Source organism: Acidisoma cellulosilyticum (assembly GCF_020621385.1).
Taxonomy (GTDB): domain Bacteria; phylum Pseudomonadota; class Alphaproteobacteria; order Acetobacterales; family Acetobacteraceae; genus Acidisoma; species Acidisoma cellulosilyticum.
In genome coordinates, this window is the sequence record NZ_JAESVA010000001.1 from 822,687 (window position 1) to 848,317 (window position 25,631).

At 63.5% G+C, this 25,631-nt stretch carries 22 protein-coding genes, 1 pseudogene and 1 CRISPR repeat array; of the genes and pseudogenes, 7 read left to right on the plus strand and 16 right to left on the minus strand.

Annotated features, from left to right (window positions below; translation table 11 throughout):
- Positions 1–9: 9 nt before the first annotated feature.
- Positions 10–993, minus strand: a complete 984-nt coding sequence (locus ACELLULO517_RS03870) for an ROK family protein (RefSeq protein ID WP_227305947.1) — start codon at positions 991–993, stop codon at positions 10–12.
- 60 nt (positions 994–1,053) lie between these two features.
- Between ACELLULO517_RS03870 and ACELLULO517_RS03875 the strand changes: the two genes are divergently transcribed.
- Both ACELLULO517_RS03875 and ACELLULO517_RS03880 read left to right on the plus strand, forming a co-directional pair.
- Positions 1,054–1,713 (plus strand): ribonuclease D, encoded by a 660-nt coding sequence (locus ACELLULO517_RS03875; protein WP_227305948.1) that lies wholly within the window; start codon positions 1,054–1,056, stop codon positions 1,711–1,713.
- 69 nt (positions 1,714–1,782) lie between these two features.
- Positions 1,783–2,415: a 2OG-Fe(II) oxygenase family protein gene (locus ACELLULO517_RS03880; protein ID WP_227305949.1), complete on the plus strand. Its 633-nt coding sequence runs from the start codon at positions 1,783–1,785 to the stop codon at positions 2,413–2,415.
- A 13-nt stretch (positions 2,416–2,428) separates the two neighbouring features.
- Here the strand turns inward: ACELLULO517_RS03880 and ACELLULO517_RS03885 are convergent, their stop codons facing one another.
- On the minus strand, positions 2,429–3,313 hold the full coding sequence (locus ACELLULO517_RS03885) for a DMT family transporter (protein WP_227305950.1): 885 nt from the start codon (positions 3,311–3,313) through the stop codon (positions 2,429–2,431).
- Positions 3,314–3,371: 58 nt separating this feature from the next.
- Here ACELLULO517_RS03885 and ACELLULO517_RS03890 point away from each other — a divergent pair, with 58 nt between their 5' ends.
- Complete coding sequence (locus tag ACELLULO517_RS03890; protein ID WP_227305951.1) at positions 3,372–3,965, plus strand: TetR/AcrR family transcriptional regulator; 594 nt, start codon at positions 3,372–3,374, stop codon at positions 3,963–3,965.
- A 96-nt stretch (positions 3,966–4,061) separates the two neighbouring features.
- Positions 4,062–5,945, plus strand: coding sequence for a DUF4209 domain-containing protein (locus ACELLULO517_RS03895; protein WP_227305952.1), 1,884 nt, complete (start codon positions 4,062–4,064; stop codon positions 5,943–5,945).
- Positions 5,946–5,987: 42 nt separating this feature from the next.
- On the opposite strand, the gene ACELLULO517_RS03900 is transcribed toward ACELLULO517_RS03895, so the two are convergent.
- Positions 5,988–6,824 (minus strand): 23S rRNA (adenine(2030)-N(6))-methyltransferase RlmJ, encoded by an 837-nt coding sequence (locus tag ACELLULO517_RS03900; RefSeq protein ID WP_227305953.1) that lies wholly within the window; start codon positions 6,822–6,824, stop codon positions 5,988–5,990.
- A gap of 22 nt (positions 6,825–6,846) precedes the next feature.
- Positions 6,847–7,431, minus strand: coding sequence for an LOG family protein (locus tag ACELLULO517_RS03905; RefSeq protein WP_227305954.1), 585 nt, complete (start codon positions 7,429–7,431; stop codon positions 6,847–6,849).
- A gap of 231 nt (positions 7,432–7,662) precedes the next feature.
- On the opposite strand from ACELLULO517_RS03905, the gene ACELLULO517_RS03910 reads away from it, so the two are divergent.
- From ACELLULO517_RS03910 to ACELLULO517_RS03920, 3 genes and pseudogenes are all read left to right on the plus strand, one after another.
- On the plus strand, positions 7,663–8,835 hold the full coding sequence (locus ACELLULO517_RS03910) for a LysM peptidoglycan-binding domain-containing protein (protein ID WP_227305955.1): 1,173 nt from the start codon (positions 7,663–7,665) through the stop codon (positions 8,833–8,835).
- A 21-nt stretch (positions 8,836–8,856) separates the two neighbouring features.
- Positions 8,857–9,519: pseudogene (locus ACELLULO517_RS03915) on the plus strand (phosphatidylserine decarboxylase); the annotation flags it as partial.
- 170 nt (positions 9,520–9,689) lie between these two features.
- Positions 9,690–10,583: a CDP-alcohol phosphatidyltransferase family protein gene (locus ACELLULO517_RS03920; protein WP_227305956.1), complete on the plus strand. Its 894-nt coding sequence runs from the start codon at positions 9,690–9,692 to the stop codon at positions 10,581–10,583.
- A 10-nt stretch (positions 10,584–10,593) separates the two neighbouring features.
- On the opposite strand, the gene nanR is transcribed toward ACELLULO517_RS03920, so the two are convergent.
- From nanR to cas4, 12 genes are all read right to left on the minus strand, one after another.
- A complete protein-coding gene (gene nanR / locus ACELLULO517_RS03925) occupies positions 10,594–11,397 on the minus strand; it encodes a transcriptional regulator NanR (RefSeq protein ID WP_227305957.1) in 804 nt (267 codons plus the stop codon).
- Positions 11,398–11,494: 97 nt separating this feature from the next.
- Entirely contained in the window at positions 11,495–12,529 is a 1,035-nt protein-coding gene (locus ACELLULO517_RS03930; protein ID WP_227305958.1) for a Gfo/Idh/MocA family protein, read from the minus strand.
- 37 nt (positions 12,530–12,566) lie between these two features.
- A complete protein-coding gene (locus tag ACELLULO517_RS03935) occupies positions 12,567–14,243 on the minus strand; it encodes a hypothetical protein (RefSeq protein WP_227305959.1) in 1,677 nt (558 codons plus the stop codon).
- A gap of 10 nt (positions 14,244–14,253) precedes the next feature.
- Entirely contained in the window at positions 14,254–15,093 is an 840-nt protein-coding gene (locus ACELLULO517_RS03940; RefSeq protein WP_227305960.1) for a phosphogluconate dehydrogenase C-terminal domain-containing protein, read from the minus strand.
- A gap of 16 nt (positions 15,094–15,109) precedes the next feature.
- A complete protein-coding gene (locus tag ACELLULO517_RS03945; RefSeq protein ID WP_227305961.1) occupies positions 15,110–16,510 on the minus strand; it encodes a four-carbon acid sugar kinase family protein in 1,401 nt (466 codons plus the stop codon).
- The gene (locus ACELLULO517_RS03950; RefSeq protein WP_227305962.1) at positions 16,507–16,959 is read right to left on the minus strand and encodes an RpiB/LacA/LacB family sugar-phosphate isomerase; all 453 of its coding nucleotides are present in this window, start codon (positions 16,957–16,959) and stop codon (positions 16,507–16,509) included. Before ACELLULO517_RS03950 ends, ACELLULO517_RS03945 begins: the two co-directional genes overlap by 4 nt.
- Positions 16,960–16,993: 34 nt before the next feature.
- The gene (oiaX, locus tag ACELLULO517_RS03955; protein WP_227305963.1) at positions 16,994–18,265 is read right to left on the minus strand and encodes a 3-oxo-isoapionate-4-phosphate decarboxylase OiaX; all 1,272 of its coding nucleotides are present in this window, start codon (positions 18,263–18,265) and stop codon (positions 16,994–16,996) included.
- Between the two features lie 216 nt (positions 18,266–18,481).
- Positions 18,482–19,741 (minus strand): DUF763 domain-containing protein, encoded by a 1,260-nt coding sequence (locus ACELLULO517_RS03960; RefSeq protein ID WP_227305964.1) that lies wholly within the window; start codon positions 19,739–19,741, stop codon positions 18,482–18,484.
- A 21-nt stretch (positions 19,742–19,762) separates the two neighbouring features.
- Positions 19,763–20,071: a putative quinol monooxygenase gene (locus ACELLULO517_RS03965; protein ID WP_227305965.1), complete on the minus strand. Its 309-nt coding sequence runs from the start codon at positions 20,069–20,071 to the stop codon at positions 19,763–19,765.
- A gap of 215 nt (positions 20,072–20,286) precedes the next feature.
- A CRISPR array of direct repeats spans positions 20,287–23,448; the repeat unit is 32 nt; unit sequence GTTTCGATCCGCGCTCCCGCACGGGGAGCGGC.
- A 199-nt stretch (positions 23,449–23,647) separates the two neighbouring features.
- Positions 23,648–23,938, minus strand: coding sequence for a CRISPR-associated endonuclease Cas2 (gene cas2 / locus ACELLULO517_RS03970; RefSeq protein WP_227305966.1), 291 nt, complete (start codon positions 23,936–23,938; stop codon positions 23,648–23,650).
- Between the two features lie 3 nt (positions 23,939–23,941).
- On the minus strand, positions 23,942–24,982 hold the full coding sequence (gene cas1c / locus ACELLULO517_RS03975) for a type I-C CRISPR-associated endonuclease Cas1c (RefSeq protein ID WP_227305967.1): 1,041 nt from the start codon (positions 24,980–24,982) through the stop codon (positions 23,942–23,944).
- 9 nt (positions 24,983–24,991) lie between these two features.
- Positions 24,992–25,624 (minus strand): CRISPR-associated protein Cas4, encoded by a 633-nt coding sequence (cas4, locus tag ACELLULO517_RS03980; protein ID WP_227305968.1) that lies wholly within the window; start codon positions 25,622–25,624, stop codon positions 24,992–24,994.
- Positions 25,625–25,631 lie beyond the last annotated feature (7 nt).

Consider the following 25,631-nt stretch of genomic DNA (forward strand, 5'->3'; position numbering starts at 1 on the left):
GGGTCAGGACTAGCGCCAAAGCCAGGCAGCGCCGCGCACGCCGCTGCTGTCGCCATGCACGGCACGGCGGATCGGCGTGTGGAAAACGGTGGAGAAGGTGTAGCGCGCCAGCACGGTCGGCAGGTCAAGATACAATTCCTCGACATTCGACATGCCGCCGCCCATCACGAAAATATCGGGGTCGAGCGCATTGACGACGAGCGAAAGGCCGCGCGCCACGCGGTCGACATAGCGCTGCCAGATGAGGCCCGAGAGCCGATCGCCCTGCCGCATCGCCTCGATAATACCGGGTGAGGTGACGGTCTCGGGGTCGATATCGGCCGGCGCATGGCGCAGGTAATCGGCGCGGAAGGCGCGGCCGGACACCCAGGTCTCCATACAGCCATGCTTGCCGCAATAGCAGGGCGTGCCTGGCAGTTCCGTGAGGTTGGGCATGGGTAGCGGGTTATGCCCCCATTCCCCGGCGCTGTTATTGGGACCGTGATGGGCGCGGCCGCCGACCGCGATACCCGCACCCGCGCCGGTTCCCAGGATCACCGCGAAAACGACATTGAAGCCGGCGCCCGCGCCATCCACCGCTTCCGACGCGGCCAGGCAATCGGCGTCATTCTCAACCCTGATCTCCCGCCCCAGCACGCGGCGCAGATCGGCTTCCACCGGCCGGCCGAGCAGCCAGGTCGAACTGGCACCCTTGCCGAGACGGGATTTCGGTTCCAGCGAGCCGGGAATGCCGATGCCGAGCGTGCCGGTGCCGCCGGCCTCTGCCTCCAGCTTCGCCACCAGATCGGCGATGACCGCCAGGCAGCCGTCATAATCATGCCGGGGTGTATCGGCGCGCAGCCGGGCGATCTGCTGGCCTTCCGGGGTCATGGCGATCCCTTCGATCTTGGTGCCGCCCCAATCGATACCGATCAGCATTGTCGTCCGCCCCTCCGCATCGGGCGCGTCTTGGTCGCGCGCCTCGTGTGTTTCGTCACTTATGCCGCCCGACATGACACCTGTCATCTCACCGATGATGCTTGAGGCGCCCCGCCCCATCCGCTAGGCAACGCCATGTCCAAAACCCTGTTCATGCCCAATGCCACCCTCCATCTGCACCGGCACGATCTGCCGCCCGATCTCGACCTCGGCGCGTCCATCGCCGTCGATACCGAAACCATGGGCCTGAACCCCATGCGGGACCGGCTTTGCCTAATCCAGCTTTCGGCGGGCGACGGGCAGGCGCATCTGGTGCAGTTGATCCCGGAGTCGCTCGGCGGGCGCGGTTACGACTGTCCCAATCTGAAAGCGATGCTGGCCGATCCCGCCCGCCTGAAGCTGATGCATTTCGCGCGTTTCGATGTCGGCATCCTGTTCCACGCACTCGGCATTCGCGCGACCCCGGTCGTCTGCACCAAGATCGCCGCCAAGCTGGTGCGAACCTTCACCGAGCGACATGGCTTGCGCGACCTTTGCCGCGAGTTGCTGGGCGTCGATATTTCCAAGCAGCAGCAGACCAGCGATTGGGGCAATCCTGAACTGAGCCCGGAGCAGCTGGCCTATGCGGCGTCCGATGTGCTGCATCTGCACGCCCTTTGGGCGCGGTTGGAAGCCTTGCTGATCCGCGAAAATCGGCGGGATATCGCGCAGGCTTGCTTCGACTTCCTGCCCGCCCGCTGCGAGCTTGATCTGCTCGGCTATGATACGCCGGACATCTTCGCCCATCAGGGCTGACCTGCGATCCGCTCGCAACCGGCGCCGGCTGTGGTAAGCTCGTGTGACTGTTAAGACTGGGACAAGCCAATGATCGACCTTGATTATCAGGCCTTCGACGCGACACCCGTGGCAAGCGAGCCCTATACCCACATCGTCGTCGAAAACTTCGTCAAACCGGAATCGCTCGCGGACGTCGTCAAGGAACTGCCCAAGCTCAGCAAGGGCGGGTCATTCCCGATCGATTCCCTGCGGTTCGGCCCGCATGCCCAGGCGCTGATGACGGAGCTGGAAGGCCCCCGCTTCCGTGACGCGGTGGCCAGGAAATTCGGTCTCGATCTGGACGGCGCGCCCACCATGGTGACGCTGCGCGGCGCATCCCGCGAGAAGGACGGCCGCATCCATTGCGACAGCACGACCAAGCGCGTCACGATTCTGCTGTATCTGAACCCCGAGACTGAAGCCTGGGCGCGGCGTGAAGGTTGCCTGCGTCTGTTGCGCGGGCCGGACGATATCGAGGATTACGTGCATGAAGTGCCGCCCGTGAACGGCACGCTGCTGGTCTTTCCGAACGGGCCGACCACCTGGCACGGCCATAAGCAGTTCGTCGGCCAGCGCTACGTCATCCAACTCAATTACATGACGACGGATTCGACCGCGCGGTCCGAAATGCGGCGCCACAAGGTTTCGGCTTTCATCAAGCGCCTGACCTCCGCCGCCTGAGAGCCCGGCGGCGTCAGACCTCGGTCAAGACCGTCGGCGCCCGCGCGCCGCGATCGGTCGCCAGATACCAAAGCACGCTGGCGAGCACGATGAAGCCGCCGACGAGGACCGTCGGCGTCGGGCGTTCCGCATAGAATAGCCAGACCCAGAAGGGTCCGAGCACGACATCCAGCATGGAGATGAATCCGGCCTCGCCGGATGAAATCAAGCGGCCGCCCTTCAGGACCAGCAGATAGGCAAGGCCCGTCGTCAGAATGCCGAACAGGGCACAGGCCAGCAGCGATAGCGGCGCGGGAATGCTGTGCTGCATGAGCGGCGCTATGATCGGAACGCAGGCGGCCGCCGCCAAGGCACTGACCACCGTCATATTCAGCGATGCATGCCGCTTGGTATGAACAAGCTGCGCGGCGAAGGTCGCCGTCATCACTAGCGCTGCCAGAATGCCGAGCAGGTCGCGCCTTGTGGCGACCCCGCCCGCCATGATGACGATACCGGCCAGCCCGATCGCACCCGCGACCAGAAAGCGCTTCGTCACCCGCTCCCCCAGCCAAAGAAAGGCGATCGCCGTCGCGATGAAGGGCAGCGCCGCGTAGATCGTCATCACATTCGCGACCGAGGTCAGGCAAAGGGCAACGACATAGCTGATTGATGAGACGGTCGAGATCGCGACCGAGGCGACCCCCGGCCAGCCGATGCCCGTGATCGTGCGGAAAACATGGCCGCGGTTTTGGACAAGAACGATGCCGCCCAGCGTCAGGACGGAGAAGAGCGACCGCCAGACAAGGATGGTCCAGGAGTCCAGATGGGCCATACGCACGAATAGCCCCGCCGTACTCCAGAACACCGCCGACAAAGCGACGAGCATGATGCCAGTGCGACGGGTCTGGGCGAGAGGCATGGTTGCTCCGAGGCGCGTAAGGCGTTATCCGTGTTAGATAGTCGATCGGTCTACTATCATGATCTCAGAGCACCAGACAAGAACCGCCCTGATCAGCGAAGGCCTGAAAGCGCTGATCGCCAACGGGTATGATGGGGTTGGTATCGGCCCCATCCTGACGGCCGCCGGCGTGCCGCGAGGCTCGTTCTATTATTTCTTCAAGAGCAAGGAGGAATTCGCGGTTGCGGTGCTGGAGGCCTATCACCGTCATTATCAGGACCTGCACGCGCCGCTGCTGGACGACGCAGCGCTAAGCCCGAGCCAGCGACTGCGCGACTATTTCGATGATCTGGAGCGGATACACTTGGCCGAAACGCCGCTCGGCGGCTGTCTGTATGGCGTCTTCGCCCAAACCGTCTCTGCCCGCAGCGCGGCGTTCCGGGACAAGCTCGCGTCGATTTTCGCGATTTGGGCGGCGCAGCTGGCAAAGCTGCTGGAAACCGCGCAGACGATGGGGGAGATCGATCCTACGCTCGACCCGAAGGAGGCCGCCGGCTTTCTGATCGAAGCCTATGAAGGCGCGCTGATCCGCATGAAGGTCGACGGCAATGCCGTCGGGTTCGACCGCTTCAGACGCTTCGCGCTGGAACCGATTCTGGCGAAGCCGGGGTGAGCGGCCGCCGATCGATCATCGACATCGAGCATCTTCGGCAATCATTCTCCCCCAGCGAACCTTAACTTTCTACAATTCGTACACCCGGGAACGATTATGGCCGAAAGCCACACACCAGAAGCGCCGCAATCAGAAGACGAGCCTAGTAATCCTCCTTGGGCGAGTGCTGCGCTTGAAGATCTGGACAATCTTGATTTTGAGGCACCCATATCCGGTTCCGACGCAGGCGATAGCGGCGATCTCGCGGATCTCTATCGAACTGCGTCTCAAGCGTTGGAATCGCAAGACGGCCTAAGCGAAATTGCCGCCAAGCGAGTGTGGGACATGCTGGCCTCCGTTACCGGCATGTATTTCAAACCGGCTGACTTCAATGAACCCTTTGGCCCGATGCTCGTGCTGGATGGAAAACGCTCGGCGATACCGTCAGATTTTCGAGAGCATATCGACATGCTCGAAACCATGGCTCAAACTACATCGAATATTATACTGAAGGCCCGTCTTTGCGATGTGGCTTGGTCGCTCGACCACAAGCGAGCTTCCCTGGGTTTAGCAGCAATTGCCGCTTACGGAGAACTTGCTCGGCTAACGGAGGCAGGCGTCCTTAAACTCAGGTATTCGTCTGACAAAGCACGCTTTCATTATGAGAGCTACAATTACCTACAGCGGGCCCTGAACATTGCCCAACTGCTCGGGTGGAACAAAACTGAGTTCGATGCCACAAAGAAAATGCTCATTGACATCCGCAAAGGTGCAATCGAGGTGCGCGATCCTATGGCAGCACTACAATTTTCTAACCTTGATTTGCAGGTCGGCGTTTCTGATCCTCTAGACTTAGCTGCAGATCTTGAGACGGTTCTGGCAAACTTGCCCGGTGAAACCAACCACAACACAGTTATACAACTTTGGCATCTTGCCGCCCAAGCCTATATGAGAGCGAAGCGGTTTCAGGATAACTACCGGTGCCGAGAGGCTGCTGCCGAAACAATGGTCCTCCAAGCAGATGCAGCGGCGTCCGCAACGGTCAAATCGCACTTCATTGCTAACGCAATAGCTGCCCTTCATCGTGTTCCAGAAAGCAAAAATCGGCGCATCGCACTTCGTCATCAGTTGATCGACGTGCAAGCCGGCATATCCGACGAAATGTCGTCATTTTCACATGAGATCGATTTAACCGAGTTAGTGGAAAAAGTCCGCAGCGGACTCGTGTCGCGAAGTCTAACAGACAGCCTATTTTTGTTTGCCAATCTAGATTCCAGTCCCGATCCGGCAAAGCTCGAAACCGAAGCTATCGAGACAATTCGAAATTACCCGCTGTCATCTCTCTTTGGGGCAACTCAAGTGGATGGTGAAGGTAAGGTCATTCATAGGGCAGCTGGGGGCGCCGGATTCGGCGATCCCGATATCGACACAATTACACAACAGATTTCCCAAGCCGAAAGCAGCCGTCGATATCTCGTCGTAGCCGGCGAAATCGAACCCGCTCGGCACCAAATATCGACATTGCACTACGTCTCTGATGATGTACTCTCCGCTTTACTTCGATGCAGCCCTTTTGTAACTCCCGACCTGATTCAAACCTTTGCGCGGGGCCTCACCCGTTTTTTTCAGGGCGACTTCACGAGCGCCGTATATATCCTCACGCCGTTGCTAGAAAACTCGCTGCGGCATGTTCTGAAAACATACGGACATGATGTGACAACTTTTGATCACGCAAATCAAACGCAGGAAGATCGTACGATCTCCTCACTGTTCAACAACATGCGATCGGAATTAGAGGAAATATTCAGCTGTTCGATCATTGAGGACATCGACCGCGTCTTTCTCACAAAACCTGGCCCACACCTTCGACACGCGGTCGCGCACGGCCTGCTCTATGATGGTAGTCCTTATGGGCCCGACTCTATCTACGCCTGCTGGCTGATCTTCAGGCTATGTATGCTCCCGCTTTTTCCTTATCGTCAGGAGTTGGGCCTGGATTGACCAAATTTATCGCGTGAAAAGTTGGGCGGAGCAGCCTCGCCCCTACTCAGCCGCGACGCGCGTCAGCCGGTAGCCGACGCCCGGCTCTCCGTCGCCCAGAATCCTCGCCAGCGCCTGCAGGATCGTGGGGGCCGTCGTCATGAAGGGCCAGGGCGGATTGACGATGAGCAGGCCGCTGCCGTTCAGCCGGTCGACATCCACAGGCTCCCGCAACAGAACCTCGGCCGCCACCACATCGCGAATACCGGCCTCGGCCAAAGCGGTATGGAAGGCACGGACCGGCCCGCGATGCTTGATCGGATACCAGGCGGCGAAGACGCCACCGGGGAATTTCTCATACCCGTCCCGCAGCGCCGCGGTGAGCGCCGAAAACTCATCCGTCTGTTCGTATGGTGGATCGATAAGAATAAGACCCCGCCGCTCCTTCGGCGGCAGGAAGGCGCGCATCGCCTCATACCCGTCCCGCAGATGCGTGGCGACCTGGGCATTGCCGCGGAAATGCCGCCGCAGCACAGCCTGATCCTCAGGATGCAGCTCACAGCAGATCAGCCGGTCCTGCGGCCGCAGCAGAGCCTCCACCAGCGCAGGCGACCCAGGATAGAGACCAAGCTGATCGACAAGGTCCATGTATTCCAGGATGCCGTCCGGCAGCTTTGCCCCATTGGCACGCGCATCCCTGAGCCGGCCGATACCGGTCTGCCACTCCCCTGTCCGGGTCGCTTCCGGCCCGGACAGGTCATAGCGGCCGATACCGGCATGGGTATCGAGCGTCAGAAATCCGGCTTCCTTCCGCCCCAGCGCGCGCAGGAGCCAGAGCAGAAGGACGTGTTTCATGCAGTCGGCGAAATTGCCGGCATGGAAGGCGTGGCGGTAGTTCACGACCGTTAATGACCTTGCAGAATTAGAGGCGGGCGCTGTCCGTCGCGGTTTCGATCACCGGCAGCTCCATCAGCCGCTCAACGATCGCGTCCGCACTCTCCAGCACCTCAAAGAAATCCCGCGAATGCGCCGGGGCGAAGCCCATCTCGACATAGCTGTCGACCATATCCGCGAAGATCATACCCCAGCCCTCGATATCGCAGACCAGGATTGGCTTGGCGTGCAGGTCCAACTGCCGCCAGGTGATCATCTCGAAGGTCTCGTCCAGCGTGCCGAGCCCGCCCGGCAGGGTCACGAAAGCGTCCGACATCTCGAACATGCGGCGCTTGCGGCTATGCATGCTGTCGGTGACGATCATCTCGGTCACCTTGGTATGGGCCACCTCCTTACGCGCCAGGAAGTCAGGAATGATGCCGATCACCTGCCCCCCGGCGGCCAGCGCGCCATCGGCGACCGCGCCCATCATGCCGATACTGCCGCCGCCGAAAATGACGGTAATCCCGGCCTTCGCCAGCTTTTCGCCCAGTGCCGTCGCCACGTCCCGGAAGATAGGACTGCTGCCCGAAGACGCGCCGCCGAAAACAGTCACCGCTTTGATCGCCGGCATGTCGTTCGTCCTTTGCAACAGGGTAAGCCAACGGATGACTGACCATGAAGGACGCAGCTCCGCAACCGCGAAAACGCTTGCTCGCCGGACAGGCCCGCCTGGGCTTAATCAGGGCCGCGGCTAGGCCGTCCCTGGCCAATTATGCGTTTCCCCTGCACAGAACGCGCGAATCCGTGATAGACATTGCTTTGATTGGTAACAAATTCGGCTGAGCGGCAGGATAGATCGCCCATGACTGAGGTAACACAGAATGTACCGAGCCCGTCCGAAAGGCCGAGCCGGCCTTTGGGCGGCTTCGCTCTTGCCGCGCTGTGCGTGCTGGGTGCCGGCGCGCTTTACCTCTATGAGAATCACGGCCAGCTCTATCCGCAGCCTGCGGCGCCCGTGGTGACGGCAACGGCCGTTGCCCCTGCCGCCACCGCCGCCAAGCCGACCGTTCCCGCCCAAACGATGGCCATGACGATGGCAGCGGCCTCCCCCTCTGCCCCGCTATCGTCCGCCCCGCTTCCCGCTGTCGCCAATCCGGCGGCGCCGAGCGTGGATGTGGTGCGCGTCGATAAAAACGGCGATCTGGTGATGGCCGGCCGCGCGGCACCCGACGAAAAGTTGACCGTCCAAAACGGCGACACCACGATCGGGACCGTCACCGCCGATGATGACGGGCAATGGGTCTTCCTGCCCGACACGACACTGCCAAGCGGCGTGCACCAGCTGTCGGTCAGCGGCGCGGCTGCGAAGGCCGGCGATAGCTCGGCCAAGACGACCGTCCTGCTCAACCTGCCCGCCAGCGGCGGCACGGCGGGCGCGGCCACGGGTCAGAATGCCGGGCCCATGGTGGTTCTCGCCCAAGGCAATGCCCCGCCGCGGCTGCTCGAAGGCCCAAGCGGCCATTCGGGTCCGGTCGGCCTCGATATCGTGCAATATGACGAACAGGGCCGTATCCGCTTCACCGGCCATGCCGAGCCAGGGCATTCCGTACGTCTTTACGTGAATAACAAGGCCATCGGCGATGCGACGGCGGATGCCAAGGGCACCTGGTCGATGATTCCGGCTCAGGATCTCAAGCCCGGCCTCTATCGCTTGCGGACGGATGAGCTGACCGCCACCGGCAAGGTCGCCGCGCGCAGCGAGGTGCCTTTCGCCCGCGCCAGCCTCTCTCAATCCCTGGCCGCCGGCCAATCCGTCGTGCAGCCGGGCGACTGCCTCTGGACCATCGCACGCCAGAATTACGGGCGCGGCGTTCAATATACGGCGATCTTCGTCAAGAACATGGACCAGATCCGCGACCCCAATAAGATCTATCCGGGCCAGGTTTTTCATATGCCGAGCCAGGACGAAGCCGCCCATGCCCCCGATGTTTCGACTATCAGGAAACTGAAGCGAGGCGAGACAAGCCAGGGGTAGACCTGTTAACAGGCGGGCATCATGGCCCATCCAAGCGCTTTCAAATACGTCCTCTCCCCTCCGCACCCGGCGGCCCGCCCCTTTCTGGCGATCGGCGCGGCCCTTGTGCTGATCGGCCTCATCTTCGCGAGTTGGCTCGCCTGGATCGGGGTCCTGTTCACCCTTTTCTGCCTCTATTTCTTCCGCGACCCCGAGCGCTTCCCGCCGGCGCGGACGAACGTTCTGCTGGCCCCGGCCGACGGCCACGTGACCAGCGTGGCACTGGCCGTGCCGCCGTCCGAACTCGGCCTCGGCGCCTTGCCCCGCTGGCGCGTCGCGATCTTCCTCTCGGTGCTGGACGTTCACGTCAACCGCATGCCGGCCGACGGCACGGTGACGCGCATCGCCTATCGTCACGGCAAGTTCGTCAGCGCCAATCTCGACAAGGCGTCCGATGAGAATGAGCGCAATGCGCTCGCCATCCGCCTGGAAGACGGGCGGGAGATCGCGGTCGTGCAGATCGCGGGGCTGATCGCCCGGCGCATCCTGTGCGACGTCAAGGAAGGCGATCATGTGCAGGCCGGCGGTCGCTTCGGCATCATCCGCTTCGGCAGCCGTACGGACCTTTATCTGCCGGCCGGCGTGTTGCCGCTGGTGACCGAGGGCCAGACGATGATCGGCGGCGAGACCGTCATCGCCGACATCAGCGGGGACCCGCTGGCCGAGATCGACCCGCTGGCTGAAAGCTTCGAGGTCGATACCGAGATCACGGAGCCTGAGATCACCGTGATCGACCCGATGGGCGAAATGCATTCCATTGTCACCGCGCCAGGCATCGACACGCCGCCCGCAAGCCCGATCGAACCGGAAAAGCTGTGAGCGATCCGCGGACCCCCGGGTCGCCGGACGGCCGCATCTGGCCGGTGCGGCGCCGGCGCCGGTTGAAGCGGCCGGCGCATCGTCCGCGTTATAAGGGCCCGTCCTTCAATCGCGTTCTGCCGAATGTGCTGACCATGCTGGGCCTCTGCGCCGGGCTGACGGGCATCCGCTTCTCGCTCGACGGGCAGTTCGATGCCGCCGTCATCGCGATCGCGGTCGCTGCCGTCATCGACGGGCTGGACGGGCGGATTGCCCGCCTGCTGAAAGGCACGTCGCGCTTCGGCGCGGAATTCGACAGCCTGGCCGACTTTCTGTGCTTCGGCATCGCCCCGGCCTTTCTGCTCTATCTGTGGTCGCTGCACCGCTTCGGTGGCGTGGGTTTCATCCCGTCCCTGATGTTCGCGGTCTGCATGGCGCTGCGTCTGGCGCGCTTCAATGCGGCGCTCGATTCGACATCCGCGCCGAAATATACGGCAGGCTTCTTCACCGGCGTGCCGGCGCCCGCCGGCGCCCTGCTCGCGTTGTTTCCGATTTTCGTGGGCCTGGAAGCGCGGGTTTTGAACCTGCAATGGCTGGACACGCTATCGCATGCGCCGGCCGCCGTGGCCCTGGTGCTGATCGGCACGGGCCTTCTGCTCGTCTCCACCCTGCCGGTCTGGAGCTTCAAGAACTTCAAGGTGCCGGCCCCGGCCGTGCTGCCCATTCTGCTCGGCACCGGCGTCTATGCCGCCTTCATGCTCGCCGAACCCTGGGCCGCCCTCGCTTTGGCCGGGATGATCTATGTCGGTATGCTGCCCTTCTCCACCCGCAGCTTCCGCCGGTTGCGCGATGAGGCCGAGGCCATGCGCATGGGTGAGGAAACCGACGAAACCGAGAGCAACGCGGCCTGATGCCAGGCCGTCAGGGCTTGAGGTCAGCGATCGGCGACGGCGCCTGACTCTGGGCATTGGGGGACAAAAACAGCCCCCGGCTGCGCAGCAGATGCGTGCGCATCGCCTCCGCCGCCGCATCCTCGTCATGAGCGATAATGGCGTCCAGGATGATGCGGTGCTCCTCCAGCGTCACTGTCTCATGCCCTTTCCAAAGCAGAAGGCTGGCGTGGAACATGCTGAGCCAATGCAGCATGGCGCGGCTGACGGCTTCCAGCACGCCGTTGCGGGTGACGGCCGCGATCTTCGTATGAAACTCCATATCGGCCGCGACGAAGCGGCCGGAATCCTTGTCGAGGAAGGCGGCCTGGGTCGCCAGCGCCGCTTCCAGCCGGGCGATATCCTGCTCATCGGCCAGCCGCGCTGCTTCCCGCACCATGCCGATTTCGAAAAAGACGCGCGCATCCTGAAGCTGTGACAGGGAGCCGGGCTGCGTCATCAGAATATGACGCGCCGCATGCTCGATCTGGCCGATCACGTCGGCCACGGTCGGCTGCGAGACGCGTGCCCGCTCGCCATGGGTGATGACGATGAGCCCGAGCTTTTCGAGCCGCTGCATGGCCTCGCGGATCGCCGGACGGCCGACACCATAGGCCGCCATCAGCTCACGCTCGGACGGGATATGGGCGTTCGGCGGGTAGAGGCCGGTCTCGATCTCCTTCAGCAAGCGATCGAAGACCTCATCCGACAGTTTGCGGCGGACAATCTTGCGGACGGGAAGCGCATCACGCCGCCGCGCGGGCGAAGCGGCCTCCCCCTTGGCCGAAACTGTCACACCTCTTGCCATTCCTTGGGCCACCGATTCCGTAACTGCGTAAAGCTCTGCCTAACCAATGGTCTGGACAACCGCAACCGCTGGCCGAAATCCGGCCTCAGGCAGCGAGGGTGACGACGCTCCCGCTTTCGGCCGAGCGATAGGCCGCCATGACCAGCGCATAGGTTTGCAGATTGTCGGTGCCCGAGGTTTCCGGCATCTCCTCCTTCCGCCAGGTATCGACCCAATGACGCTGCAGGTTGAGCACACTTTCCTGCAGCACGTGCCAGGGCTTCTGCGTCCAGGACAAGGTTTCCGGCTCAACCCCTTCCTCGGTCACCTGACCGTGAGAGGTCACGCGCAGCCGATAGCCTTCCAGCAGTTCGATGGTCCCATGCTCACCCTCGATGCGCAGAACGGTCTGCGGGAAGGGCTCCGGCAGGCGGCGGCTGGCATAGCTGCAATCGACGACGCTGACGCCACCATCGCGGTGACGGATCATCGTGGTCGCGACATCCTCGCCCGCGATCTTCGGGTTGATATGCTGGGTCAGGCAGTAAAGCGTCTCGGCCTCGCCCATGATGGCGCGGCAGACATCCAGGATATGGATGCCGAGGTCGATCAGGATGAAGCGTTTTTCGGTCGCAAGATAAGGCTGGCCGGAAAAGACATCATAGCCGCTGCGGAAGGACGCCTGGCAGTAATGCGGCTTGCCGATGCGGCCATCGGCCAGGGCCCGGCGGGCGGCCAGGATCGGCGACTGGAAGCGGAAATTCTCATGCACCATCAGCCGCACGCCGGCCTGCGCACAGGTATCGACGATCTTCTGGCAATCCTCGAAGCTGGGCGCGAGGGGCTTCTGCACGATGACATGCACGCCCTGTGCTGCCGCCATCTCGACCAGCGCCAGATGCGTCTGCATCGTCGTCGCGATATCGACGAAGTCGAGCTTTTCGGCTGCGAACATCTCGGCCGCGTCGGTATAGGCGCGGGCGGCACCGAAATTCTTCTGGGCGGCCTCCGCCTTGGCCGCGTCACGGTCACAGACAGCGACGATCTCGACCTCGGGGATCGACGCCCAGGAATGCAGATGGTTCTGCGCAAAAAAGCCACAGCCGATCAGGGCCATGCGGAGCTTCGGAGACGTCGTCATTTTTAGTTTTTATCCTCCCTGATCAGTCAGGCAATGGTCAGTCCGGCACTTGCTGCCATACCGTATCGAAACCGTCTATGCGCAGCGATCCGCCTTCGGGCAGCAAAGCCTCGGCCGGTTCGTGATGAAGATTGGCAATGCAATAAGCTGTTTCGCTCAGGCGCAGCCCGGACAGACGCGGCTGGCCTGGCCAGGACAGAATGGCGATGCGCTGGCCCTGAAACGCGGCAAGGCGCTTGAACAAGGCGGCCGCCGGCGTCGGCTGGCCTTCGGCATCCATCAATCCACGCGGCCCCTGCGCTTCGAAAAACGACATCGTGTCGATGACGTCATCGGCATAGCCGGCCAGCATGCCGAGCATCCAGGCGGCGGCGATGCTGTCACCCTGACGCGGATCAGCATCGGCTGGGCGGCTGAGGCCTTCCGGCGTCGTCGCATTCGGGTTGAAACGTGCGCCCAAGGTATGCGGCCCGATCTGGAAGCGCTGGCCGGGAAACGTCGTTTTGGCGGTGCGCAGGATATCGCCCAGCGGCCCGATCGATTCGCCGATCGTATCGTCGGTGGCCCCGTGATAGGTGGGCGTCGAGGTCCAGGTCAGGTAATCCGCGCTCTGCGGCCAGTTCTTGCCGCGATTGAGTTCGGTAAAGAAGGCGCCAGTGCCGCTGCCGATGGGCAGACCCGGCAGCAGCACGCGTGCGGCTGCGACCAGCGCCGCATCCGCATCCCACAGCGAAATACCGATCACGCTGCGGCCCGCGAGCAAGGGCGCCAGCGTGGTCATTGCGCGGAGGACCGCCTCTGCCTCCGCCCGACGGATATCAAGGCGGATGGCGCCGGGAACGGCGGACAGGATAAGACGCGTCTGCACCAGATCCGGATCGCCTGCGAGATCAATCTCGATCGCCGTGAAGCCGGGCGAGAGAGCAGTGATCGCCTCGTTCAGCCCATCAACACTAGCCCCCGGAGAGACGCCGACACCCAGACGCGGCATCGTGGTCTCGCACACAACCACCGGCGGGCCGAATGCCTCGACAGGTGCAGACGCAATCTTGAGGAAAGAAAGATCGACGCGCTGCCGCTCAGGCTCGGTAGTCGTGATGCGATAGGGAAAGGGTTTGGACAGCGGCCGGGAATAGGTCTTGTAGGAGGCATCGGTCCAATTGCGCTGATCCTCGGTCTCGAAGACCTCGCCTTCGAAACGCAGATGGAGGCGATGGCCGGCAGACGTCGTGTAATCCATCGCCGTCACGCCCATGAAGGGCTGGTGCGGTGAGATCAGATCGGGGAAGTTTGCTGCCTCTACCTGCCCGTCATCGTGAGCGATCGAAATCGCTTGCCCTTTTGCCGCCGGCACGCTGTGCAGCACAACAAAACCGACGCGGGTCGTCGGAAACCCATCGACGCTCGTGCAATCGCACGCAACCGACAAGCCATCAGCCGCCAAGGTCCAGATCAGCGACCAGTCAAGCAAACCGTCCGGCGCGTCGATCCGTCCGGCGACGCGGACAATGATCTTCTCGGACGTTTGTTCGATCTGCGGATCAGCCTGGAGCGAATAGCTGCCCCAGTTCTGATCGCGCACAACGAAACCGATGCCACGAAACACTTCCTCGCCCGGCAGCGCAATGGCGCGCAGAAAGCCGCCATCCGCGTCGAGATAGGCGACAAGGTCGCCGATCTGAAGCCGCGTGCCGGACGTGGAAAGTGTTGTCATGGCAAGCGTATCAGGCGTTGCAGATGTCTTTGACGGATTTCAGCACGGCGTCCTTGTTGAAGATGCGCTCCAGCCAACCCTCCCGGAAGATTTCCGGCTTCGCCTGGTTGATGGCGTGGATCGCGCCGTCAGAGAACTTGCCTTCCGGGAAGACGCCGAAAGCGATCGACAGGCCGATATTGATATGGCCGAGCATGAAGTCGGTCGCGGCTTCGCGGTCGATACCGTGCTTCACGACTTCGTCCACGGCTTCCTTCATCGCGAGGCAGAGCGTTATGCCGACCGTCTCGGACAAAGCGGGCTCAAGGAAAGCAATGCCTTCCAGCGTGCAGCGATGCGCCTTCATCACCGGCTTGTAGATGTTGCGGGCCACTTCCTCGCACAGCGCGTAATGCTCTTCCGGACCCTGGATCAGCGCGCAGACGATATGCTGCTTCGCATGAACGCCGCCGAAGAAATCATTCTTCGCCTGCATCTCGGTTTCGTCATTGAAGATCGGCGGATGGCAAGGATGGGTCACGAAATAGGTGACATCGTCGCGGGTCGGCATTTGGCCGGCATAGGGCGCGGCTGCGTCAAGCACGATGAAGGCCGTGCCCGGACGGACCTTGTCGATGATCTGGTGGGCAATCTTGCCGATCATACGATCCGGCACCGCCATCAGAACGACATCGGCCTGGGCCAGGGCGATGTCCATATCGACGCAATCGACGCCGATGGCGTTCTTCAGACGCTCACGACCGACATCCGAGACCTCGACATGGTCCACGTCGAAGCGCGAGCCCTGCAGGTTGGTGGAGAGGCGAACGCCCATCTTTCCGCCGGCGCCGAGGAGAGCAACCTTGGTCATGGTCTTGATCCTTCAATCAAAGGGTTGAGGAACTATCCCGGCCACCGGCCCGGATAAGTCCGAAGTAATCCGGCGTACCCATCTGGCCGCCCTTCAGGGCAAGCTCCAGATCGCGATGAGCCGCGTCGTCGGAATAAGCTTTGTTGAGTGCCGCACCTGGCACGGTGGCAGCCACCGCGGTCAGCGCATAGACGCCCATGGCAAGGGCGGCGTGACTTGATGTGTCACCGCCGGCGATAATGCCGCGATGCAGGCCAGCCTCACCCAACGTCCTGTCCAGGATGCGGCCGAGGCCATTGCCGATGCGGTCATTGACCAGGTCCATGGCAACACCCGCCGCTTCCACCGCCGGGCGCAGCGTATGGGCCGAAGGGTCATCCGGCCCGCGCGCGGTATAAAGAATGGGGCTAGCACCTTCCGACAAAACGCCCAGGGCCTGTGCGACGGCGCGGGCGATCTCCGCATCCCAGGCGCGTTCATCGACGGCCAAGGTCGCGTCGAGAGGCAATGTCCGGAAACCGTTCGCGTCCGCCCAACTCAGCTGTTCGGCCGTCACCGGGGAGCAGGAACCGGAAACACCCACGATCTGGCTGACGCCTGCGGCCATCGGCGCCTGTGCCTGCGCCGGAATCCAGCTGCGTTTCTGGAAATAAGCGATCAACGCATATTCCAGCCCTTGAGACCCCACCGCGAACTGGCAGGCTTCGCGATTTTCCCAGACCAGACGTCCGGCTTCAGCCAGCGTTTCCTGGTCGACGATATCAAGCGACAGGATTTCCGCGCCCGCCGCCCGGCGGGCTGCCATCACAGCATCAGCCTGACCGGTCTTCATGGCGACGAAATCGACGACGTCGATGCTCCGCTTCGTCTGCTTGCCAAGATGCAGACCGAGATCGGCCTCATGCATCGGCGTCACCGGATGACGGCTCATCGTCGGATGTCGGTCGAGGCGAAAGCCGCGCCCGGCGACCGTCGCGAACAGATTGCCGAAAGCCTGGTAGCGATGGATAGCCGGTGCGGCCGTCACCAGCGGCACCCAGCTATTCGCGAAGATCGCCTGCCCGATATCGATGGCCGCCCCGATGGAGCCCACATGCGGCGCGGAATCAAAGGTCGAGCAGATCTTGTAATGCAGAATGGGTGCTGCGGTTTCCCGCAGCGCCTCGTAAATGGGCGGCAGATGCGTCTGCATCCAGGCCGGCGTCTGCGACCGTGCGATACCGGCAATGCCGATCCCGCGCAGACCCGGAAAGCGCGCGAGCTGTTCTGCCGTGGGTGCTGCGAAGAACAGCGCCGACGGCAGACCGGCGAAGGTCAGCGCCTCCATCGTCGCGGCCGAACCCGTGAAGTCATCGCCGTAGAAGGCGACCAAGGGTCCGTCCGGCAGGCCTGCGCCCATGGTCGCTGTCTCGCTCACGAGCAGCGCGTGTATTTCGCGTCGAGGCTGTTAATGCCTTCGACATTGGCTGCCGACGACCCCTTGGGATCGAAGTCCGATTCCAGAAACTTGTCGGCGATCGCTTTGGCCAACTCGCTGCCGATGACACGTGCGCCCATGGTGATGAAATGCGCATTGTTGCTTTTGGCGGCACGCTCGGCGGAGTAAGTGTCATGCGTCTGTGCCGCGCGGATGCCCGGCACCTTATTGGCCGAGATCGCAACGCCGATGCCCGTGCCGCAGCACAGAATGCCGCGTTCAGCGCGACCGTCGAGAATGGCCTGGGCGCCGCGATCGGCGAGTGACGCGTAAAGCTCGCCCGTCTCGGCGCCGAGATCGATCACCTCATGACCCGCGGCCGCCAGATGCTTGACCAGGATATCCGCGAGCGGCTTGCCCGCACTGTCACCACCAACAACGATCTTCATCACATACACTCCAAGAAACGCGAGGGCTGCCTGTTCAGGACACGCCCGTCTTGCCGAAAGCTTCGATCGACTGGGCCAGTTCCGCATGGTCGCGGGCATAGGTTTCCAGCGGAATGCCGGAGACCGCCGCTTCCCAGGCCTGGGCGATGGCGCGCACGCCGGCACCCGGACCGCCAGGGTGACCCATAATGCCGCCGCCACCGAGATAGAGCAGATCGGTCGATTGTCCGTTGCGCGCATAGGTTTCCGGCGCCTGGCCGCCCCATTGGCCGGAACCCACAACCGGCAGCGGCCGGTCGCTCTCGTCCAGCAGCGGCGTCATGCAATCATGGAAGGATTTCAGGAAGCTCTCATCCGGCTCCCAATATTTCGCGCCGATGCCGTTGATCTGGAATTGATCGACACCGAGCAAACGCCAAAGCTGCTGATAGACGCTGAAATCAAGGCCGAGGTCCGGATGACGGGTCAGCATGTCCCATTGGCTGCGATGGGCATGCAGCACAAGGCGCGAACGCTTGCGCAGATAGGCCATGCCGCCATAGCCCAGCGCATTGATATTGATGACCGCCGCCGTGCCGCCGGCGTCGGCCACGATATCATGATGACGCATCATCGTATCGGGGTCGGCCGAGGAAATGCCGAAGGCATAAAGCACCTTTTTGCCGGTCCTCTGCTCGTGATCGAGCAGAACCGGCATCACCGCCCGCACCCGCGCTTCCAGCGGCGCATAGCCCGGGTTCATCATCTTTTCATCGTCTTTGATGAAGTCGACCCCGGCCTCGACCAGTTCCTTCGTCACCACCGCCGTATCCTCGGGCGACAGGCCCAAAGCGGGTTTGATGATGCTGCCGATGAGCGGGCGGCCGTAGACGTTGGAGACGCGGCGCGAGCCGGCGATGCCGAATTGCGGACCGGGATGGGCGCGGATGAATTCCGGCGGCAATTGCATGCCGACGATGCGCACGCCGGACAGGCCGCGCACGGAAAACACGCCGCCGAAGGCGATCGTCGTCAGCGCCGCGATATCGGTGCCGACCACTTCCAGCGGAAAATCGACATCGATATCGGCGCGATTATAGGGAAAGGCTTTGTCGGAGGTGACACGATCGTGCGGAAAGGTGGGCTGCGCATAGGGTTCCAGCGGACGGATATCGATCACGCGGGCCGCGCAGCGCGCCTTCAGGTCCGGCGTCTCTCCCGGCACCGGCACGAAAGTGCCGGTTGTCTGGTCGCTCGCGATCTTATCCGCCATGCGGCGGATGTCACCCGGCGTCTCGATCCGGTAGGTCAGGCGAATGAAGGCCATTTACACTGTCTCCCGCGCGGGGGCAGGCCGCGCATATTTGGTCACGCAGCCCCGAACGATCTCCTGCACGACAAGTCCTCCGTTGACAGGGTTCGGCTGACTCCGAACCATCTATTGCTCCCTGAGGCCTTGTCGCCGCCGAGGTTGGTAAACTCATTATACCAGTACGTAAAAGCTGGAAAGACCCTGAGCACCGGCCGCACGCGGCTGTGAGCGCTAGCTGACCTCGCCGATCCGGTCCGGCGGCGGCTCATCCCCGAAGACGCTGCGGCCGCCATAGTCATAGGAAAGCGCCCGTTCCTGCGCGAAAACCGCGTCGATCGAGGGGCCCTGGGCCTCACGCTCCACCAGCCGCGCCTGATCATCCAAGCGACGCAAGGCCGCCAGCTCATCCGAATGGCCGAGATGCGCCTTCTGCACGGCTGATTTCAGAACTGCGATCGTTTGGTCATAGACTTTCAGCGGCACCGGAAAGGGGTGGCGGTCCTTGCCGCCATGGGCGACCGAAAACCGCGCCGGATCGCTGAACCGATAAGGCGCGCCGTGGATCACCTCGGCGACCTGGGCCAAGGCCCGCACCGTGCGCGCGCCGACACCCGGCACCATCAGAAGCTCGGAAAAATCCTGCGGTCCACGGTCGGCCGCCGCCTGGAAATTGGCATGCAGGCGCTTCGTCACAATATCTTCGGGCCGCACGTCATGATGCGCTGGCATCACCAGATGCGGCAGCATGCCCTGTGCTGGCGGCGGCGCGGGTGGCAAGGCGTATTCCGCCATCCGGCTCAGCGCCTGCCCAATTCCGTCCGGCCCCAGATCCTGCAGCAGATCGAGCTGGCGCTGACGGGATTGGTCGGCACGCCGATCCGTCAGGTTCACGATCACCCCCTGCCCCGGCCCATCGATCGCCGCATGGGGTGCCTCCACAAAACTGGTGATGCCTTCCGACAGCCAGTGATAGCGCCGGGCCTCGCCCCGCGCGTCGTTCATGCCCTGCTGCACCACGACCCATTTACCGTCATCGGTGACGATGAACCCGTGCAAATAGAGATCGAACCCGTCCTGCACGGCGGCACTATCGACCTTCGCGACCAGCCGGCTGGTCTGGGCCAAGGCCGCGCCGTCGATCCCGACCCGGTCGCCGATGGCGTGGAGTTCATCCGGTGTGCGGCGGGAATGCTTGCCGCGCCCGCCGCAGACATGCAGGCCGAGTGTCGCCGCACGCGGCGCCAGACCGCGCTTCAGGGCGCCGAGCACGCTGGTGGTGATGCCGGACGAATGCCAGTCCATGCCCATGACGGCACCGAAGGACTGAAACCAGAAGGGATGGGCCAGGCGCCGCAGATACTCGTCACGCCCGTATTCCAGGACGATGGCTTCGGTGATGACAGTGCCGAGCCGCGTCATCCGATCCGCCAGCCAGGCGGGCACGCGGCCGCCATGCAGCGGCAGATCGGCACTGCCCGCGCGCTGCGCCATCAGCGGCGCACTGCCAGGGTTTCAGGGCGTGGTTGTCTTGGCAAAGATTTCCTCGCCCATGGAGAGGGTCATAGGGCCGTCCAGCATGGACCGCGCGGCCCAGAGAAAGCGCTCCATCAACTCGGCATTGAGGTGACGGTGCAGCGCGTCCCGCGTCGTGAAACGGCCGAGCAGGGTGAAGACCGCCGCGTCCTGCTCGTCCGACAGGATGCGGAAATCGACCGTCTCGGGCTCATCCGACTGGATAAAGTCGGCAAGGTCGAGCAGGGCTTCGCGGATGGCGCCTTCATAGCCCGGCTTGGCACGAAGGATGGTGGTGCTGCTGATCATCGAAGCCCGTCTCGTCAGAGGCTGCCTTGCCGGTCAGGAACAAGCGGCCTGTTTATCTAAAAACTATCAAATCAATGACTTGAGAAGCGTTTGGCCGATGGCTGCTGCGCTTCGGGGTACAGCATACCGGCCGCCTTCCCGGACAGACAGAGCTAATTCTGTCGGCCCGGGAGGCGGTTGCCGAGGGTGCTCTCCCGCACGTCGCGGTCGACCCGGTTTCGTTCCGCGCTCCCGCGCGGGGAGCGGCCGGCGTCCGCGCGGTGCTAGCCGAAATGCCCGCGTTTGTTTCGATCCGCGCTCCCGCGCGGGGAGCGGCCAGTCCGCATCGAGCAGCAAAAGGCCGAGGCGGCGTTTCGATCCGCGCTCCCGCACGGGGAGCGGCCCAGATCCTCGGCTTTGGGGATGTCCCAGCCGGGTTTCGATCCGCGCTCCCGCACGGGGAGCGGCCCCCCATGGTGATCATGCCGCGCGTGTCCCGCACGTTTCGATCCGCGCTCCCGCGCGGGGAGCGGCATATGCCGTAGGGCGGATCAGTCTCGATCGCGATGTTTCGATCCGCGCTCCCGCGCGGGGAGCGGCGATATCTATGCCACTATCAAAGCCGTCCGTATGGTTTCGATCCGCGCTCCCGCGCGGGGAGCGGCCGCAGCGCTCGCTGGCAATAATCCGCTTCCCTCGTTTCGATCCGCGCTCCCGCACGGGGAGCGGCAACATATGCTTACGGCTTGGCACGCCCTAAACTCATGTTTCGATCCGCGCTCCCGCACGGGGAGCGGCGCACCCGATTCATCGTCGACTTTCTGCGCTCGGCTGTTTCGATCCGCGCTCCCGCACGGGGAGCGGCCAGCGGCGCCCTGCAGCCCCATCAGGGTCTGCGATGTTTCGATCCGCGCTCCCGCACGGGGAGCGGCCGCCGGCGATGCTCGCCGTGCCCTTGGCATCGTGGTTTCGATCCGCGCTCCCGCACGGGGAGCGGCGATCAGGCGGGCACCATATCGACGGTCGTATTTCAGTTTCGATCCGCGCTCCCGCACGGGGAGCGGCCGCGTGGCTTTCGCCTTACTCGCCATGTAGATCGGTTTCGATCCGCGCTCCCGCACGGGGAGCGGCACGCGGGTCATGCTAGTTTCCTATCGTGCTGGTAGGTTTCGATCCGCGCTCCCGCACGGGGAGCGGCCTCGGCCATAACGACCCCCATTATCGCGTGTGCGACGTTTCGATCCGCGCTCCCGCACGGGGAGCGGCGAGGTCACGACAGTTCGGCTCTTGCATTCCTGCTGTTTCGATCCGCGCTCCCGCACGGGGAGCGGCATAGAGCAAAGTCTGCCGTTACGGCCTTTGGCAGGTTTCGATCCGCGCTCCCGCACGGGGAGCGGCCCGGATGTCCGAGCGTTCCTGACGGGTTCTTGGCGTTTCGATCCGCGCTCCCGCACGGGGAGCGGCGCTATCACGTCTTTTTCCAGCACGCAGAGGGTGTGTTTCGATCCGCGCTCCCGCACGGGGAGCGGCGTGTCGGGCGGGGCCTCGCCGCGGCGCCATTTCAAGTTTCGATCCGCGCTCCCGCACGGGGAGCGGCGCCCACGGGCTGGTAGATTGCGTGACAGCCCATGTCGTTTCGATCCGCGCTCCCGCACGGGGAGCGGCTTGCTTCAAAAAGGCGGACCCGTATTTCAGAGACTCGTTTCGATCCGCGCTCCCGCACGGGGAGCGGCGAATTCGGCGACGCGATCATTGATCTCCTCGGGGGTTTCGATCCGCGCTCCCGCACGGGGAGCGGCCAACCAGGTAACCGGCACCGCTCTCGCTGAGAGCGTTTCGATCCGCGCTCCCGCACGGGGAGCGGCCCAAGATCGCCGCCGCCGCCGTCGCGACCAAGACAGTTTCGATCCGCGCTCCCGCACGGGGAGCGGCATGTCCGAACCGATATCGACCTTTGTGGACTGCGAGTTTCGATCCGCGCTCCCGCACGGGGAGCGGCCCATAATATCCGATATAGGCGGCGTCCGTCGGCTGTTTCGATCCGCGCTCCCGCACGGGGAGCGGCTGGGCGGCACTTACCCCGCCGATGATGAGCGGGGAGTTTCGATCCGCGCTCCCGCACGGGGAGCGGCAGCCCGGCAGGGACAATGCCGCCCCATCATCGTCATGTTTCGATCCGCGCTCCCGCACGGGGAGCGGCTTATATGGCGACGCAAAGGCGCCCCCAGCCGAGGGTTTCGATCCGCGCTCCCGCACGGGGAGCGGCTCCAATCCTTCCGCTATCTCTTCATCGATTGTGTTGTTTCGATCCGCGCTCCCGCACGGGGAGCGGCGTGCAGATAATCGAGGACGGCGATCATACGGACGTTTCGATCCGCGCTCCCGCACGGGGAGCGGCCACATGGGTTGTGCGTCGGCCCAGCTAAAAATTGTTTCGATCCGCGCTCCCGCACGGGGAGCGGCCCGGAGGCGCCGTGAATGCCTCGTAAAGCTTCATGTTTCGATCCGCGCTCCCGCACGGGGAGCGGCGGCCTGGGGTATCAAGGTTCTGTCGGCGCTATCATGTTTCGATCCGCGCTCCCGCACGGGGAGCGGCACCACCGGGACAAGTACTTGTCGTTGTAAAGGCAGTTTCGATCCGCGCTCCCGCACGGGGAGCGGCCCTGTCCCGCGTGGTCAGTGCGGATGAAATGAAATGTTTCGATCCGCGCTCCCGCACGGGGAGCGGCTTCGTCACGGTCGCACCATCGATCGTGAAGGTGAGACGTTTCGATCCGCGCTCCCGCGCGGGGAGCGGCTTGCATGAAAATTACCGCGATAAGCCAATGGATTTGTTTCGATCCGCGCTCCCGCGCGGGGAGCGGCAGACTATTGCCAAAAGAAAAGAGAAGCACTCATTGAGTTTCGATCCGCGCTCCCGCGCGGGGAGCGGCTATCGGTGGTGTAGGTCATCACCACGCGCTCCAGTTTCGATCCGCGCTCCCGCGCGGGGAGCGGCAAAACGATCACCAGCTTGATCGCGTTGTAAATCCTGTTTCGATCCGCGCTCCCGCGCGGGGAGCGGCCGGACCTGGCCAGTGCGGCAAGACGGCGATCGCCGAGTTTCGATCCGCGCTCCCGCGCGGGGAGCGGCCGATGCGCCGGCGGACGACCTAGTTGTGATCGGCGTTTCGATCCGCGCTCCCGCGCGGGGAGCGGCAAGGATCAGCCTCAAACCGGTCAAAGTCATCACCGTTTCGATCCGCGCTCCCGCGCGGGGAGCGGCCGGACTGAACACGTAGCGCAGCCATCATGACTTTGTTTCGATCCGCGCTCCCGCGCGGGGAGCGGCCCGTATTTTGGAAGACATAGGTTATCAAATGAGGCGTTTCGATCCGCGCTCCCGCGCGGGGAGCGGCTCCTGCGCCGTAAGCGGTTGATCCGCTTAGAAAAAACGCCTCGCTCGCGCGAACCATCCTCCCCAAACCTCACAAACGCCTGCCAAGCAAAGGAGCTTCGACAAAATCTAGCCTATAAACAATGACAAAGACCAATCGCGAACCGCCCTGACTTTTGTCGGACGCTTGGGGTCCGCGCAAGCGGCCAGATTGCCGCTCTTCACAGGATCAAGGGGCCTTCAAGGTCCACCGCCGGCTTGGCGCCGACATGTTCCACGCGCCTGCGGCCGGAAGCGCCGAGGAAATAGAAGCGCAGGCTGTCACGCTCGGCATCCATCTCCGCCACCAGCCTTGCCCGCAGCAAAACCCATTGATCGGGCGCCAGCTCGCATTCGAAGACTGAGAATTGCACGCGCTGGCCGTAATCCTTGCAGGCCTTTGCGATCCGCCGCAAGCGGCGCGCGCCGCCCGGCGACGTCACTTCGACATCATAGCTGATGAGGACGAGCAAGATCTATTTCCAGATCATCGGCGGATAGGCGTCCAGATCGCCGCGCAGCGTGCGCGCCAGCAGGCTCGCCTGCAGATGCGGCAACAACCCGAGCGAGGTGCGTTCCTTCAGGAAGGGATGCTCGATCTCCTCCTTCTTACGCTCCTGCCAGGCCGTCAGCACTGTCTTGCGACTGTCCTCCGCCAGCAATACCGCGCCATTCTCCATCACCCGGAAATCCGCGATCCCGATCTCCCGCCGGTTGAGCAAGGACAGCACCAGGCGGTCAGCCAAATTCGCCCGCAATTCCTCCATCAGATCCAGCGCCATGCTCGGCCGGCCGGGCCGCATGCGGTGCAGAAAGCCAGCCGCCGGGTCCAGCCCGACGCCTTCCAGCGCCCCCCGGCAATCATGCACCAGCATGGTATAGACGAAGGAGAGCAGTGCATTGACAGGGTCCATCGGCGGGCGGCGACTGCGGCCGCGGAAGACGATACCGGGATCGGGCACACGCAGCGCATGGCCGAAGACGCCGAAATAAAGCGCGGCGGCCTCTCCCTCATGCCCGCGCAACCGGTCGAGATCCGTCTCATGCGCTGCGCGCGCCGCGATGTCCCGCATGCGCTCGACAGCGGCTGCCATCGCCGCCCGCGCATCCTCGCTCAAACCCACACCATGATCGCGCAAAGCGCGTTGCAGAAGGCCGCGCTGGTTAAGCGCCTTGGCCGCCACCATGGCGCGCGCTACCGCGACGCAGCCGGCCGGGTCATCCATGCGCCGATACTGCTCGCGCCGCAGCAGAATATTGCCGGAGACCGGGCCTTCCACCCGCGCCAGAAAGCGGCCGTTCATGCTGAAGAAGGCGCTGACGATTCCAGCCTCGGCCAGCGCCCCCATCAGCGCGGGCGAGAGCGAGACGCGACCGAAAACCGCGACGCTGCCCAGCATATGCAGCGGCACGCGCAGCTTCTCCTCACCCGCGACCTCCGCCACGACATTCAGCCCATCCTTGCGCAGATAGGCGCCGTCCAACGTCACATAAAGCGTGTTGAGCAATCGGCGCATGCGATCCGCCTAATCCTGCAATTGTTCGTCGAACCAGGCAGCGACCGAGCCTTTTGCGCCGGTCACGCGCGGCCGGCAGATATCGATGAGCGAGCAAGCATCGCAGCGCTTTTTCTCGTAACCCATGCGGGGCGTGCGGCCGCCGGCGAGCAGCGCGCTGGTGTCGGCCGCGACCGACCGGGTCAGGTCCCGCAAGGCGGCATCGAAGGCAACAACCGTGCGGCGCCGCGGCTCCCCATAGAACAAGGCGCCTTCGGCGATTTCCACCGCGAACATCTCCTCCAGCGCAAAAGCTTGGGCGCAGAGCTGCACCTCATCCGCGCGATGCGCCTTGGGACGGCCGCGCTTATGCTCCACAGGGTAAGGGCGCCAGCCGCCGGCAGCGGTCGCATGCAGTTCAACCACATCGGCGACGCCAGTGACGCCCAGCCGATCCGATCGCAGCGGCATGCCAGTGACGGTGCGCACACCGCGACGGATTTCGGAGACGGTCGCATGAACCCGTTCATGCGCGACGCGCCCCTCCGCCGTCACCGCGTTTTCGGCCCATAGCTGCTCGATATGGATGAGCGCGCATTGACGCGGGCAGAACAGATAGTGCTGCAGGGCGGAGAGAGCGATGAGATCGGCATCCGACGTCATCGCCCGC